Source organism: Pseudomonas sp. D2002, from assembly GCF_013385735.1.
Taxonomy (GTDB): domain Bacteria; phylum Pseudomonadota; class Gammaproteobacteria; order Pseudomonadales; family Pseudomonadaceae; genus Aquipseudomonas.
Window position 1 is genome coordinate 602,083 of the sequence record NZ_JACAPL010000002.1, and the last position, 13,452, is coordinate 615,534.

General features: G+C 59.9%; 18 protein-coding genes and 1 pseudogene. 11 read left to right on the top strand and 8 right to left on the bottom strand.

The window, feature by feature from the left end; all coding sequences use genetic code 11:
• The first annotated feature begins 188 nt into the window (after window positions 1–188).
• Window positions 189–1,514, top strand: a complete 1,326-nt coding sequence (gene aceA / locus HX783_RS02910; protein WP_003219577.1) for an isocitrate lyase — start codon at window positions 189–191, stop codon at window positions 1,512–1,514.
• Window positions 1,515–1,804: 290 nt separating this feature from the next.
• Here the strand turns inward: aceA and HX783_RS02915 are convergent, their stop codons facing one another.
• The gene (locus HX783_RS02915) at window positions 1,805–2,659 is read right to left on the bottom strand and encodes an SDR family NAD(P)-dependent oxidoreductase (protein WP_177015900.1); all 855 of its coding nucleotides are present in this window, start codon (window positions 2,657–2,659) and stop codon (window positions 1,805–1,807) included.
• 162 nt (window positions 2,660–2,821) lie between these two features.
• Between HX783_RS02915 and HX783_RS02920 the strand changes: the two genes are divergently transcribed.
• Entirely contained in the window at window positions 2,822–3,748 is a 927-nt protein-coding gene (locus HX783_RS02920) for an alpha/beta hydrolase (RefSeq protein ID WP_159955576.1), read from the top strand.
• A gap of 192 nt (window positions 3,749–3,940) precedes the next feature.
• On the opposite strand, the gene HX783_RS02925 is transcribed toward HX783_RS02920, so the two are convergent.
• Window positions 3,941–5,101 carry an alpha-hydroxy acid oxidase gene (locus HX783_RS02925; RefSeq protein ID WP_177015901.1) on the bottom strand — a complete coding sequence of 387 codons (1,161 nt, stop codon included), beginning with the start codon at window positions 5,099–5,101 and terminating at the stop codon, window positions 3,941–3,943.
• Window positions 5,102–5,222: 121 nt separating this feature from the next.
• Between HX783_RS02925 and HX783_RS02930 the strand changes: the two genes are divergently transcribed.
• Window positions 5,223–6,008, top strand: a complete 786-nt coding sequence (locus HX783_RS02930) for a DeoR/GlpR family DNA-binding transcription regulator (protein WP_159955574.1) — start codon at window positions 5,223–5,225, stop codon at window positions 6,006–6,008.
• Here the strand turns inward: HX783_RS02930 and HX783_RS02935 are convergent.
• From HX783_RS02935 to HX783_RS02945, 3 genes are read right to left on the bottom strand one after another with little or no spacing between them, the layout of a single operon-like run.
• Window positions 5,932–6,717 (bottom strand): DUF72 domain-containing protein, encoded by a 786-nt coding sequence (locus tag HX783_RS02935; protein WP_177015902.1) that lies wholly within the window; start codon window positions 6,715–6,717, stop codon window positions 5,932–5,934. The two genes, HX783_RS02930 and HX783_RS02935, sit on opposite strands and share 77 nt — an antisense overlap.
• Complete coding sequence (locus tag HX783_RS02940) at window positions 6,714–7,145, bottom strand: DNA methylase (RefSeq protein ID WP_177015903.1); 432 nt, start codon at window positions 7,143–7,145, stop codon at window positions 6,714–6,716. The genes HX783_RS02935 and HX783_RS02940 overlap by 4 nt, the downstream gene beginning before the upstream one ends.
• Before the next feature lie 2 nt (window positions 7,146–7,147).
• A complete protein-coding gene (locus HX783_RS02945; protein ID WP_177015904.1) occupies window positions 7,148–7,360 on the bottom strand; it encodes a hypothetical protein in 213 nt (70 codons plus the stop codon).
• 202 nt (window positions 7,361–7,562) lie between these two features.
• Between HX783_RS02945 and HX783_RS02950 the strand changes: the two genes are divergently transcribed.
• Together HX783_RS02950 and HX783_RS02955 are read left to right on the top strand one after the other, a co-directional pair.
• A complete protein-coding gene (locus tag HX783_RS02950; protein ID WP_177015905.1) occupies window positions 7,563–8,066 on the top strand; it encodes a DUF4142 domain-containing protein in 504 nt (167 codons plus the stop codon).
• Between the two features lie 36 nt (window positions 8,067–8,102).
• Complete coding sequence (locus HX783_RS02955) at window positions 8,103–8,663, top strand: type 1 glutamine amidotransferase domain-containing protein (protein ID WP_177015906.1); 561 nt, start codon at window positions 8,103–8,105, stop codon at window positions 8,661–8,663.
• Window positions 8,664–8,820: 157 nt separating this feature from the next.
• On the opposite strand, the gene HX783_RS02960 is transcribed toward HX783_RS02955, so the two are convergent.
• Entirely contained in the window at window positions 8,821–9,027 is a 207-nt protein-coding gene (locus HX783_RS02960) for a PLD nuclease N-terminal domain-containing protein (protein WP_159955563.1), read from the bottom strand.
• A 162-nt stretch (window positions 9,028–9,189) separates the two neighbouring features.
• On the opposite strand from HX783_RS02960, the gene HX783_RS02965 reads away from it, so the two are divergent.
• From HX783_RS02965 to HX783_RS02980, 4 genes and pseudogenes are all read left to right on the top strand, one after another.
• Entirely contained in the window at window positions 9,190–9,747 is a 558-nt protein-coding gene (locus HX783_RS02965) for an ATP-dependent Clp protease proteolytic subunit (protein WP_159955561.1), read from the top strand.
• A gap of 187 nt (window positions 9,748–9,934) precedes the next feature.
• Window positions 9,935–10,411 carry a hemerythrin domain-containing protein gene (locus HX783_RS02970; protein WP_177015907.1) on the top strand — a complete coding sequence of 159 codons (477 nt, stop codon included), beginning with the start codon at window positions 9,935–9,937 and terminating at the stop codon, window positions 10,409–10,411.
• Between the two features lie 170 nt (window positions 10,412–10,581).
• Window positions 10,582–10,692, top strand: a pseudogene (locus HX783_RS30175) (KGG domain-containing protein); the annotation flags it as partial.
• A 59-nt stretch (window positions 10,693–10,751) separates the two neighbouring features.
• A complete protein-coding gene (locus HX783_RS02980) occupies window positions 10,752–11,042 on the top strand; it encodes a hypothetical protein (RefSeq protein WP_177015908.1) in 291 nt (96 codons plus the stop codon).
• Between the two features lie 47 nt (window positions 11,043–11,089).
• Here HX783_RS02980 and HX783_RS02985 read toward each other — a convergent pair whose 3' ends face one another.
• Both HX783_RS02985 and HX783_RS02990 read right to left on the bottom strand, forming a co-directional pair.
• On the bottom strand, window positions 11,090–11,635 hold the full coding sequence (locus tag HX783_RS02985; RefSeq protein ID WP_177015909.1) for a putative natural product biosynthesis protein: 546 nt from the start codon (window positions 11,633–11,635) through the stop codon (window positions 11,090–11,092).
• 62 nt (window positions 11,636–11,697) lie between these two features.
• Window positions 11,698–12,081: a DUF2946 domain-containing protein gene (locus HX783_RS02990; RefSeq protein ID WP_177015910.1), complete on the bottom strand. Its 384-nt coding sequence runs from the start codon at window positions 12,079–12,081 to the stop codon at window positions 11,698–11,700.
• A gap of 180 nt (window positions 12,082–12,261) precedes the next feature.
• Here HX783_RS02990 and HX783_RS02995 point away from each other — a divergent pair, with 180 nt between their 5' ends.
• Both HX783_RS02995 and HX783_RS03000 read left to right on the top strand, forming a co-directional pair.
• Window positions 12,262–12,870 carry an SCO family protein gene (locus tag HX783_RS02995; protein WP_016969077.1) on the top strand — a complete coding sequence of 203 codons (609 nt, stop codon included), beginning with the start codon at window positions 12,262–12,264 and terminating at the stop codon, window positions 12,868–12,870.
• Entirely contained in the window at window positions 12,870–13,337 is a 468-nt protein-coding gene (locus tag HX783_RS03000) for a copper chaperone PCu(A)C (RefSeq protein WP_177015911.1), read from the top strand. Before HX783_RS02995 ends, HX783_RS03000 begins: the two co-directional genes overlap by 1 nt.
• The last annotated feature ends 115 nt before the right edge of the window (window positions 13,338–13,452 follow it).

Here is a 13,452-nt window from a genome sequence, read left to right on the forward strand (position 1 = left end):
AGACCGTTCGCAGTTTGCCCTTACCTGCTCAACTCCCCCTTGAGCCATTCGTTCATCCCGTCGCCTTCCCCGCCAAACCCGACTTGACCGCCTAAGCTTCTGGTCAGCGAGCAGCCATCACCACGCACTGAATACGTGGCTGGCAAATGGAATTCTCCACCTAGACCTATGCGACGAGGTTTTTCCCCATGGCACTGACACGCGAACAGCAAATTGCAGCCCTTGAAAAAGATTGGGCTGAAAACCCACGCTGGAAAGGCGTAACCCGCGCTTATTCCGCTGCTGACGTCGTCCGCCTGCGTGGCTCGGTTCAACCTGAGCACACCTTTGCAAAACTCGGCGCCGAAAAACTGTGGAAGCTGGTCACCCAGGGTGCCAAGCCGTCCTTCCGCCCCGAGAAAGATTTCGTCAACTGCATGGGCGCCCTCACTGGCGGCCAGGCAGTCCAACAGGTGAAAGCCGGTATCCAGGCGATCTACCTGTCCGGCTGGCAAGTGGCAGCGGACAACAACTCCGCTGAATCCATGTACCCCGACCAATCGCTGTACCCGGTGGACTCCGTGCCAACCGTGGTCAAGCGCATCAACAACTCGTTCCGCCGTGCCGACCAGATCCAGTGGAAAGCCGGTAAAGGCCCGGGCGACGAAGGCTACATCGACTACTTCGCACCGATCGTGGCGGACGCTGAAGCCGGTTTCGGCGGCGTACTCAACGCCTACGAACTGATGAAGAGCATGATTGAAGCTGGCGCTGCCGGCGTGCACTTCGAAGACCAGCTGGCTTCGGTGAAAAAATGCGGCCATATGGGCGGCAAGGTACTGGTGCCAACCCAGGAAGCCGTACAAAAGCTGACCGCTGCACGCCTGGCGGCTGACGTGGCCGGTACACCGACTATCATCCTGGCCCGCACCGACGCCAACGCAGCCGACTTGCTGACCTCCGATTGCGACCCGTACGACCAGCCGTTCGTGACCGGCGAACGCACCCAGGAAGGTTTCTACAAAGTGCGCGCCGGCCTCGACCAGGCCATCGCTCGCGGCCTGGCCTACGCGCCGTACGCCGACCTGATCTGGTGCGAAACCGCCAAGCCGGACCTGGACGAAGCACGTCGCTTTGCTGAAGCGATCAAAAAGGAATACCCGGACCAACTGCTGTCCTACAACTGCTCGCCTTCTTTCAACTGGAAGAAGAACCTGGACGACGCGACCATCGCCAAGTTCCAGCGCGAACTGTCGGCTATGGGCTACAAACACCAGTTCATCACCCTGGCCGGCATTCACAACATGTGGCACAGCATGTTCAACCTGGCGCACGACTACGCCCGCAACGACATGACCGCCTACGTGAAACTGCAAGAGCAGGAGTTCGCTGACGCCGCCAAGGGTTACACCTTTGTGGCCCACCAGCAGGAAGTGGGCACCGGCTACTTCGACGACATGACCACCGTGATCCAGGGCGGCACCTCGTCGGTGACGGCGCTGACCGGTTCGACTGAAGAAGAACAGTTCCACTGAGTGACTGAGTACACGGCCATTGCGGCCCCACGGAAGACCTAACCGCAATGCCGCACGATCTAACGCCCCGACTGGTTTGGGGCGTTTTTTTTGGCCTCAGGAAATGGATCGAGTTGGAAGCTGAACGCAATCAAATGTGGGAGCGGGCTTGCTCGCTCCCACATTTGGATCTCGGTACATCAGGCAGAGAGTGTGTTGCTGTGCTTTCGCTCCATCGGCTTAAGACCTGAGCACTGAAACTGCACTCGGTCAACGGGCGCCGACGTCGCCAGCGTCAAGTAAGCCCAGCCTTAACTGCCAGGGCTTTGCTTGATGCGCTCCCATGCGGCGGCAACCGCCTCGGCGCTGTCGGCCTTTATCCGTGCAAGATTGCGCGGGTACTCCACACCAGGGTTTTCAGTGAAGCGCGTGGCGGTGAATTGGCCATTGCTGGCGCGCAGGATGTAGCCGCTGTCCAGGCACTGCGCCGAGGCAAGAAACACCACGCCCGGCGTCACCCAGTCCGGCTTGAGTTCATCCGGTTCCTCGGTCACGCCCCACATGCGCGTCTTGGCCACCGGTGAGATCGCGTTGACGCGTATTCCGGCCTCGGCGCCTTCATGGCTCAGCGCGTTCATGATGCCCAGTTGCGCCATCTTGCCGGCGCTGTAGGCCACCAGCCCGGTTTGCTCGTACTGCGCGTACATGGCGCGGTCGGAGGTAGTCAGGATGATACGCGGCGCGCTGGATTGCAGCAGGTGCGGCCATGCGTGCTTGCACAACCACAGCGGGGCGTAGAGGTTGATGTCCATGGCGCGCTGCAGGAACGCGGCGTCGAGGTCGGCAATGTTCTGGTATCCGACCCAGCCGGCGTTGTGGATCAGGATGTCGAGCCGGCCGAATGCCTTGATCGCATAGGCGATTAATTTCCGGCAGCCCTCATCCGTGGACAAGTCGCCGCCATGCGCCACCACCGTCAGCCCTTCGGCGCGCAACGCCTCGGCAGCCGCCTGCACCACCGACGCGTCGGTGCCCGCGCCGACCTTGTCGGCGCCGATATCGCTGATCACAACCCGCGCACCCGCAACGGCCAGCGCCTTCGCATAACTGAGCCCCAACCCACGTGCGCCGCCGGTGATAATTGCGGTTTTACCGGTAAAGTCCATGTGCTTGCTCTCCTGTTCAGCCCACCACCCTAACAACCCGTGCAGCCCTTGTTCAATGCTGTAACACTTTGCAAGCAATCCCCATTCACGGCTGTCGAATTATTTCCTGCCCCCAGAAGCCATCTGGTAAAACCCGAGCTTCGCTTTTGTCCTGGAACCTTCATGTCCTCTCGTTTTATGGCTCGCCTGGGCCTGCGCTGGTTTCCCCTGCTGTGCATGGCACTGTTAATCGTCGGCTTGCCGGTGGGCTGCGCCGTGCTGCAACACAAGGAGCGCGAGCTGGTGTTCCGCATCGAGCCGGGCACTGCCGGGTGGTTTACCGGCCTGCCCAAGGCGGTGCAGGAATTCGATATCAAACCCGCCAGCTTCAAGTCGGGGCAGAACCTTCACGGCTGGTGGTACCCGGCAGACAACAAGGACGCGCCGGCGATCCTGTACCTGCACGGCGTGCGCTGGAACCTCACCGGGCAGTTTTTCCGCATTGAGCAATTACACGCCTTGGGCTTCTCGGTGCTGGCCATCGACTATCGCGGTTTCGGCCAAAGCCACGGCGATTTGCCGTCGGAAACCAGCGTGTATGAAGACGCCCGCATCGCCTGGGAGCGCTTCCAGGTGTTGCAACCCGACCCCGCCAAACGCCTGATCTATGGGCACTCCCTGGGTGGCGCGGTGGCCATCGACCTCGCGGCAGCGTTGAGCAAGCAGACACCCGTGCCGGTACGCGGGCTGGTGATCGAATCCACCTTCACCTCCCTGGGCGATGCGGCCGCTGCGGTGGCCAATACTTCGTTACCGGTGCGTTGGCTGCTGTCGCAGAAATTCGATTCCATCGACAAGATTGCCGACGTGCATATGCCGCTGCTGGTGGTCCATGGCCTGGCCGACCAATACGTGCCGCCGCGCTTCAGCCAGCAATTGTTTGACGCCGCCCAGGAACCCAAGCGGCTGTTGCTGGTGCCAGGCGCCACCCATAACAACAGCATGAACCTGGCCGGGCGCAGTTATGCCCAGGCGCTGGATAACCTGATGCGCGCCAAGGCGCCGGCACAGGTTGTTACGCACTCCACCGGCCGTGATGGCGACTCGTAAAACTGCTTTTCGGCACTGGGTTCGCGCTTGGCTGTCAAGCGCAAACCCTGCCCATACTGGCCCGCGCTGAAAGTTGATCAAATATTAACCGAGGGTTAAATCGCCTTCCCTGCCGGGCCTTCGCAAAGTTATCCACAGAGATACCCACGGTTTTCGTGGACAACTCTTTTTACTTTTTTACGTTTTTTTTGCTCAGTAAACCCCTGTGGGAAAGCTACCTGGCAGCAAAATGTCGCGGTTCACATCGCGTATATCGTTATAGCCGCACAGCGCCATCGTCACGTCCAACTCACGGGCGATGATGTCAAGGGCCTTGGTCACACCGGCTTCGCCCATGGCACCCAAACCGTACAAATGCGGGCGGCCGATCATCGTGCCTTTGGCGCCCAGCGCCATCGCCTTGAGCACGTCCTGGCCAGAACGAATGCCGCCGTCGAGCCACACTTCAATCTGCTCGCCCACCGCCTCAACAATCGCCGGCAATTGGCTGATGCTCGACGGCGCGCCATCCAGCTGACGGCCACCGTGGTTGCTCACCACCAACGCATCCGCGCCGGAATTGGCCGCCAGACGCGCATCTTCCACATCAAGGATGCCCTTGATAATGAGCTTGCCGCCCCAGCATTTCTTGATCCATTCCACATCGTCCCAGCTCAGGCGCGGGTCGAATTGCTGGGCGGTCCACGACGACAGCGAACTCATGTCCGCCACGCCTTTGACATGCCCGACGATGTTGCCGAAACCCCGGCGCTGGGTGCCGAGCATGCCCATGACCCAGCGCGGCTTGGTGGCCATGTTGAGGATATTCGGCAGGGTCAGTTTGGGCGGCGCCGACAAGCCATTGATCAAGTCCTTGTGGCGTTGGCCGAGGATCTGCAAATCGAGGGTCAGCACCAGCGCATCGACGCCGGCAGCCTTGGCGCGCTCGATCAACTGCTCGATAAACCCGCGGTCGCGCATCACGTACAGCTGGAACCAGAACGGCTGGCCGACGTGTTCGGCGATGTCTTCCAGAGAACAGATGCTCATGGTCGACAAGGTGTAGCGCAGGCCGAACTTGGCAGCGGCACGGGCGGTGAGGATCTCGCCATCGGCGTGTTGCATGCCCGCAAGCCCCGTCGGTGCAAGGGCAACCGGCATGGCCATGTCCTGGCCGATCATGCTGGCGCGAATCGAGCGTTCGTCGATATTGCGCGCCACGCGTTGGCGGAATTGGATGCGGGCAAAGTCACTTTCATTTGCCCGGTAGGTGCTTTCAGTCCAGGAGCCTGAATCGGCGTAGTCGTAGAACATCCTTGGAACACGTTTTTGCGCCAGCTTGCGTAAGTCTTCGATGGTTGTGATCAACGACATCTAGGTCACCTCTCCCTGAACTGAGCCCAGAGAGTAACCGTCCATCGGCCGTGCAACCAGTCATTGCGTTTATATCGCCAGAAGCCTAATCTCGCAAAAACCCGCATAAAGACGCACAAACATGCAAAACACTCATCAAGCCATCGATCTGCCCTCCTTACGCAAACAGAAAATCCTGTTGCTGCTGGAGCGCGACGGCAAGGTCACGGCCGCTGAATTGGTCGATCACTTTGCCGTGTCCCAGGACACCATCCGCCGCGACCTTGGCGAACTGGCCGCCGCCGGCCTGTTGCAACGCGTGCACGGCGGCGCCCTGCCCCGGCCCAAAGACACCGGCAAAGACTTCTTCACCCGCGTTGGCGAGACCAACGAGGTCAAGCGCCACCTGGCACGGCTGGCGGCTGACCGCGTGGAAGACGGCCAGATCGTGCTGTTCGATTCCGGCTCCACCACGCTGCAGATTGCCCAGTCATTGCCACGCTCGATCCGCCTGACCGTGGTCACGCCGTCGCCGATGATTGCCATCGCCCTGGCCGACCATCCCGATGTAAAGGTGATTCTGGCTGGCGGCCAACTTAACCCCGCCACCTTGTCCACCAGCGGCCAGGAAGCTGTGCGCCTTATCCAGAGCATCAAGGCCGACCTGCTGTTTACCGGCGTGTGCGCCTTGCACCCGCAAGTCGGCATCAGCTCGCTGCATTTCGATGAAGTGGCCGTCAAGCAAGCCCTGCTCGACAGCGCCTCCCACGTGGTGGCCGTGACCATGGCGGACAAACTCGGCGCGGTGGAACCCTTCGTGGTGGGCCCGTGCAGTCGCATCCACACGCTGATCACCGAGTGGCATGTGCCGAGTGTCGAGGCGTATGAGCAATTAGGCTTGGAAGTGCTGCGGGTCGAGGTTGAGTAGGGTCGAGGTTAAGTAGATACAAGGCATCGGCCACCGCATGGCCGCTGGCGGTATTGTCAAAGATGCACCAGGTGGGAACGCCCGCTGCGGCGGATTGGCTCAACTGGCGCGCAAACGCGTGCACGCGTTCCGGTCCATAGGCGCTATGGTAAATACGCGGCGATCCGTGCAAACGCCAATACTGCACGCCTGGCCAACCGGCGCCTGCGTCGATGACAGCAGGGTCGGCGAACACGCGCCCTATGTGCAAATCCTGCAACAACGGCTCGGCTTCACGCCAGGTCGCGTGACGCGGTTCAACCACCACAGCACCGGCGAAGCGTTGGCGTAATGCCGTGAAGAATTGCGCCGCTACAGCGGGTTCGTAAGCCAGCGATGGCGGCAGTTGAACCAGCAAGCAACCGAGTTTCTCGCCCAGTTGCAGGCACTGCTCGAGGAACGCGTCCAGCGCCGTTTCGCAGCGCTGCAAGCGCAGCTCATGGGTGATGTGTTTGGGCATCTTGACCGAAAAACGAAACCCCGGCGGCACCGATTGTGCCCAGCGTTCATAGGTCTTGGGCAGGTGCGGCCGGTAAAACGAACTGTTGATTTCCACCGCATTGAAGCGCGATGCGTAGCGCTGCAAATGCGTGCCCTCTTCGGCAAAAGCCGGCCAGTGTTCGCGGGGCAAACTCCACCCCGCGCAGCCCACCTGCAGCGCTGTGGTCAAAACAGCACCCTGGCCGCATCGCGCATGAAAATCTCAATGGTCTTGGGCCCTACTCCATCAAATTCACCCAGGCGTTTTTCAAACGCCTTGCGGTCGGCGCTGGCGCTGCGGATATGGCTGATCTTGCCGCCGTATTCAGCGTTCAACTTGGCACTGAGGTCGAGCAGGCGCTGCGCCGTGCTTTCGTCGTAACGCACGTAATGCGCACGCCCGAGCATGGTCACCAGTTCGCGCGAGGTGCAGTGCTGCAACTTGCGCGCGGTATCGCGGCCTTGCTCTTCCACAATCACCTTGTAGGCCTGCGCGGCGATGGGCGCCTGAATACGCTTGCCCATCAGGAAGCTGGCGATAAACCACTTGAACAGGCTGCTGTCGTCTTCGGGTGTGAGTTCGATGCCCAATTCAGACGCGGTAATCGACCTGGCCATACTCAGTGGCCCAGCTTGCGCTCGGCCTTGGCTGCCTGCTCATTGATCGCATCGGTCTGACGTTCGGTTTCTTTGATCGAGGTGGGCGTGAGCACCTTGTCGACGGTCTCGGTCTTCGGGTTCGGGCGCTCCAGGGTCTGGCCCTTGTCGGCTTTTTCAGTGCCTTTCTGGGCGTCTTCCGAGCTGATCGGGGTGGGGGTTTTGTCGGCAGTCACGGCGTTTCTCCAAGCAGTTGAAGGCCCACGAAAAATGGCGGGCACGTATGCAGCAGAGCCCACTGAAATTCGATAGTTCAAGGAAATTGCCGTGCAGCACCACCGGAGAAAAAAGCGCGAATTAATTTAAACCTTTTGGCGAAGGCCCCGCTCAACAGTCAGGTACGGCATCACGCCACTGTCGATTTCAAGGAGATCCACCATGACTACTCTGCTGATGAAAAAAATGGGCCTGACCTTTGCACTGGTCGCAGGCTCGATGTCCACGGCCATGGCCGCCACGTCCAACAGCTTTGTTGAGGACGCCGCCCAAGGCGGTATCACCGAGGTGGAAGCCGGCAAGCTGGCCCTGGAAAAAAGCAGCGCGGCCGACGTGAAAACGTTCGCCCAGCACATGGTCACCGACCACACCAAAGCCAACGAAGAACTCGCGGCATTGGCGAAGAAGCTGGATATCGAAGTGCCGGATGATGCCGCCCTGACTGACAAGGCCAAGAAAGCCATCCTAGAAATGCGCGATGAGTCGTTCGACAAGGCCTATGCCAACAATCAGGTGGCCGCCCACGAGAAGACCGTGGAATTGTTCAAGAAAGAAGCCGCTTCCTCGGACAACGCCGAGCTGAAGGCTTTCGCCAGCAAAACCCTGCCGACCCTTGAAGCCCACCTGAAAATGGCCAAGGAGCTGCAAGCCAAGTACGACCATTAATTTTCCCTGATCTACGACCCAAGGAGACACTCGACCATGAGTTCGCAACTCAACGGCAAGAAAATCCTCATCATCACCTCCAACACCGGCATCGAGCGCGATGAGCTGCTCAAGCCGCTGGAAGCGCTGCGCGGTTATGGCGCGACGGTGACGCACGCGTCCAGCAAAGGCGGCACCACCCAGACTTTCGTCGGCGACACGGAGAAGGACAAAACCGTGGAATCCGACGCCAAGCTGTCGGACGTGGTGGGAAGCGATTTTGACGCGCTGGTGATTCCCGGCGGCACCGTCAACGCCGATACGTTGCGCCAGGATGCGGCCGCATTGGCCCTGATCAATGACTTCGTCAAGGCCGGTAAAACCATCGCCGCCATCTGCCACGGGCCATGGGCGCTGATCGACGCTGGTGTGATCAAGGGCAAGACCCTGACCTCCTACAAAAGCGTGCGCATCGACCTGGAAAACGCCGGCGCTGCCGGTTGGGTGGATGCCGAGGTCAAGGAATGCCAGGCCAATGGCTGGACGTTGATCACCTCGCGTACGCCGGATGACTTGCCGGCGTTCAGCACGGCGATTGCCAAGGTGGTTGCAGGCTAAACCCGCCGCTTGAAGCACACCATCGTAACTGTGGCGAGGGAGCTTGCTCCCGCTGGGCCGCGAAGCAGCCCGCTCTTTTAAGAACGGGACCGCTGCGCAGTCCAACGGGAGCAAGCTCCCTCGCCACAGGATACTGGTTGCCGGCACTACCCAATGGTCAGCTTTTACGTTGATCAGCCATCTCACGTTTTGGCCCGAACAGCGCCCAGACAATCAGCCCGAACAGCGGCACAAAAATCAGAATGATCAGCCACAGCCCCTTGGTCTCCCAGCCACCGGTGCTGCGCAATACAACGTTGATCGCCCACAATTCCAGGATCAGCAGAATAACGGCCAAAATGATCCAGATAGTTTCCAATTGCATAGTTCACCTCCTGAGGTCTATGCATTAGGTCAAGCAGATGGCCCGAGGGTTCCATCCGATTTGCACCCGCGCGCTCACGCCCAACGGTTGCAGCTAATCCTGCGCGACCTTCTAGACTCAAGACTGAATCACCTCGCCTGCATTGAATTAAGGAGGTTCAGGATGACCGAGCACGTTATCCACTTTCATTGCCAGATCGACCAGGGCACCACCGAACGCTTTCGCGACTGCTGCCTGGATGCCATCGGCGAAGGCGCCAGCTCCCTGCTGCTGAACCTGTCGACCACCGGTGGCAGCACCAATTTCGGCTTTACCCTCTACACCTTTCTCAAGGCGCTGCCGGTGCCGTTGTGCGCGATCAACGCGGGCAATATCGAATCCATGGGCATCATCATGTTCCTGGCCGCCGACCGACGTATCACCACGCCACACTCACGGTTTTTGATCCACCCGATGAACTGGTATTTCAGCCAGAGCTCGGTGGACCACCAGCGCCTGCGCGAATACCTGTCGAGCCTGGATAACGACCTGGCGCGTTACGTGAAGATCTACGAGTTGGAGACCACCCAAGCCGAAACCCAGCTGGATATTTTCAAGTGCCTGTCGGCCGAAGAAAAAGTCATCGCCGCCCACGAGTCGCTGGCGTATGGAATCGCCCACGAGGTGCAGCAGGTGGTGTTTGCCGAAGACATCAAGCATTGGAAGGTCAGCGGTGGCTAATCGGTATTTTGCAACCGGCCACCCGCCCGACCATGCAAGCTGCACGGCAGCGACTCGCCAACTGCCGTCGCAATTAGCTGATTAGCAAAGCCTTTTAGAAATCATTCAAGTTGGTACACCTGATGCAACCGTTAGCGGACGAGGCGCGCACTTCGACACGCCCGACTGCTATCCGTGAGGTTCCACCATGAATGCCATCGACCTTCTCAAAGCTGACCACGAACGCGTCAAGGCACTGCTGACTCAACTGAGTGAGTCCACCGAGCGCGGCGTCAAGAAACGCACTGAATTGCTGGCCAAACTCGAGATGGAGATCAGCCTGCACACGCGGCTTGAGGAAGAGATTCTTTACCCGGCCTTCCGCAAAGCCGGCGGTAAAGAGCAAGACATCATGTACCACGAAGCCAAGGAAGAGCACCGCACTGTCGACGCCTTGGTGCTGCCCGACCTGAAGCAAACCGAGCCGTCCACCACCGAATTTTCCGGCCGTGTGAAAGTGGTAAAGGAGCTGCTGGAGCACCATATCGAAGAAGAAGAAACCGAGATGTTCCCGCAGGCGAAAAAGCTGCTGGGCAAGACCGTGCTTGAAGCGCTTGGCGCAGAAATGGAAGCGATGAAGGCAGCCCACAAAAAAGCCCAGGGCGCCAAGCCGATCGCGGCTTGATACCCGTTCGTCGCATGCGCGCGAAGTTTTTCAAACTTTGATTTCGCTTCGGCATTCCCAATTAAGCGACACCGTTGATTCATTCATTGAAGAGGGATTTTGAAATGGCTACCAGCGGAAAAACCACAACAGGTGCAGGCGGTAAAGCCAAGCCAGACGCAGCCAAGAAAAGCGGCGGCCAGGGCTCCGGCGGCAATTTTGCCAATGACCGCGAAAAGGCTTCCGAAGCCGGCAAAAAAGGCGGAGCCCATAGCTCCGGCGGGGCCGGCAAGAAGTCTTGATTGATGCGTTACCGTGGCCCGGGTTTTCCGGGCTGCGGTTCAAGCAAGGGGATTGAGTCATGAAGACCAGAACTTCCCACAGGATAATGCTCATCGTCGGCTTTTCAGCCCTGCTGGCCAGCCCTGCTTTCGCCGCCTTCGGCGATGCCATCGCCCCGGCAGCCAATTCGCTGAGCGGCAACAGCGCCGCCGGCTCCGCCCTGCCACCCGGCACTTACCCGAGCAGCCCTTCCGACAGCGACAAGAAAGCTGAGACACCGCCGAAGGAAAAGGCCACTACCGGCGGCTCATCCCATAAGCAGTCAGACAGCAAGAAGCCTAAAAAGAAGGCAGCGCCCAAGGACAACTAAGGTAGTAGCGCGGGTCGAACTGCTCCCGCGCCGGGCGAAAGTCAACGTCAGGGCACCGACTGCCAGCCGCTGAAACCACCCTGACGGGTCAGCGGGCTCCAGGCGAAATCCCCTGTACTGGCTGGCAATACCTGCTGTTCGGCTTCAGTTAAAGCGTCGCCTTTCCAGTCAAAAATCCGCGAACCTCGCCAGGCCAGCACCAGCCCGTGCGCCTGGCTGTCATCAGTATTTATCCAGCACGCTGCCGCGGCCGCCATGAAGGCCTCTATCGGCTCCTCATCAATTTGTGATCGATACGGCGAGCTGAGCAGCCATCGGCAGACGTTCAGGTGATAGGTCCAGTCCTGCGGTGGCTGGTTGCGATAAGCCCAGGTCATGAAGCTGCGAAACAGGTTCAAGCCCTCCGGCGGGTCGAGCTTGAGCAGTGCCGGGCAGATGTCGAACAAGGTGTGCCAATACGGCAACAAACGCGCATCCAGGTGCACGAAGCAGCGGGAATTGCTCGGGTATTCAGGCAGCGGCGGTTCCGCGCGCACGCGGCGGGTCGCCTTGCTGACCAGACGGCTGGCGCCAGCAGGCACTAGATGATTCATGAAACGCACTCACAGTCGTGACGATAGAACGCCTCCTGTTCACAGGAGGCCCAAGGCACACGTCAGAATGCGGGGGAAGCGCGGGGGTTGGCCGAGGGCCAGGAGTATCGCGGCGGGGCTTTGTTGCGGCGCTCATGGGCCGGGCGTGGGGTTTGCCCAAGGCCTAACAGCCAGGCCAGGCCGATCAGGAACACAATGGCCACGGTCAAGGCGGCACACACCGGGCAGGCAAAGTAGTTCGAGATGTTGCCGGAAGATGGGTTTCCCAACCCTTTGTCGGAAAGTGGCGCCTGGCTACCGCCCACCGAACAGAACGCGCCACCGATGCCATTGAGCTGCTGGCCCACCATTTGCCCATGGCCCAAACCGCAGGCGAACAGGTTCATCAGCAGGCAAAAGTACAGGGCCCAGGCGATCAGCGAACGGTCGGGGTGGCTCAATTTCATGGCGGCGACTCTACCACCGAAGCCCTAAAGGGATGAAGCACCGCGCGCGCCTGTGGCAGAACGTCGCAGATTACGTGGGCTGGCCTGGGTTGGTAGACTGTGCACCCGCATCATTACTCCTTTTCAAAGCCTGAAATGTTGATCCAGCGCACGGCAGGCGTTTCACAGGATGCACAGTTGATGAGTACGTTATTCACCCGCCGCAAAGTGCTGACCGGTATGGGCCTGTTGGGCCTGGGCAGCCTGCTGGGCGGCTGTGACTACAGCCCCAAGCTGAACTTCAAGTACGGCAAGGACCTCAGTGACAAGATCATGGGCCGCACCTTCAAGCTCAAGAACACCGACGGCGAAACCGTCACCCTGAGCTCGTTCCGTGGCCTGATGCCGGTGGTGTTCTTCGGTTTCACCCAATGCCCGGCCGTGTGCCCCACCACCCTGGCGCGCGCCGCGCAGGCCAAGAAGCTGATGGGCCGCGACGGCGAGATCATGCAAGTGGTGTTCATCACCCTCGACCCCGAACGCGACACCCCGGAAATTCTCGACAAGTACGTCAAGGCCTTCGACCCCAGCTTCGAAGCGCTGTATGGCACCCCGGAAGAAATCGCCGTGGCCGCCAAGGAGTTCGGGATCTTCTATGAAAAGATCCCCGCCGGCGACACCTACACCCTGTCGCACACCGCGACCAGTTTCGTCTTCGACACCCGCGGCAACCTGCGCCTGGGCCTGTCGGCATCCCTTACCGCTAAAGAGTGCGCAGAAGACCTGCTCACCGTCATGGAGGTCTGCTAATGACTGCCGTTCAACACCTCAAGCGCACCCTCATCGGCTTGTCCCTGCTGGGCCTTGCGGCGCACGCCAGCGCCCAGGTGCTGGTCACTGACGCGTGGGTTCGCGCCTCGGTGCCGGGCCAGCCGTCCAGCGGCGCCTTCATGACTGTCACTGCCGACACTGACAGCAAACTGCTCAGCGTGGCGTCGCCGGTGGCCAAGGACGTGCAGATCCATGAAATGAGCATGAAGGACGACGTCATGCGCATGGGCCCGGTGGACTCTGTGGAACTGCCGGCCGGTAAAGCGGTGAAGCTCGACCCGAACGGTTACCACGTGATGCTCATGGGCCTGACCGGGCAGATCAAGGAAGGCGACCAGGTGCCGCTGACCCTGACGGTGGAAAACGCCAAGGGCGAGAAACAGTCGATTGAAGTCAAAGCGCCGGCCCGTGGGCTGGATGGTATGGACCATAGCAAGATGCACTAAACCTGTGGCGAGCGGGCTTGTCACAACAAGCCCCCCCCGACAGGCAACCTCCATATCCAAAACCTCTACCATCAACACTTACTCTATATTTTCAATCTGCAAACAGACCCGATAG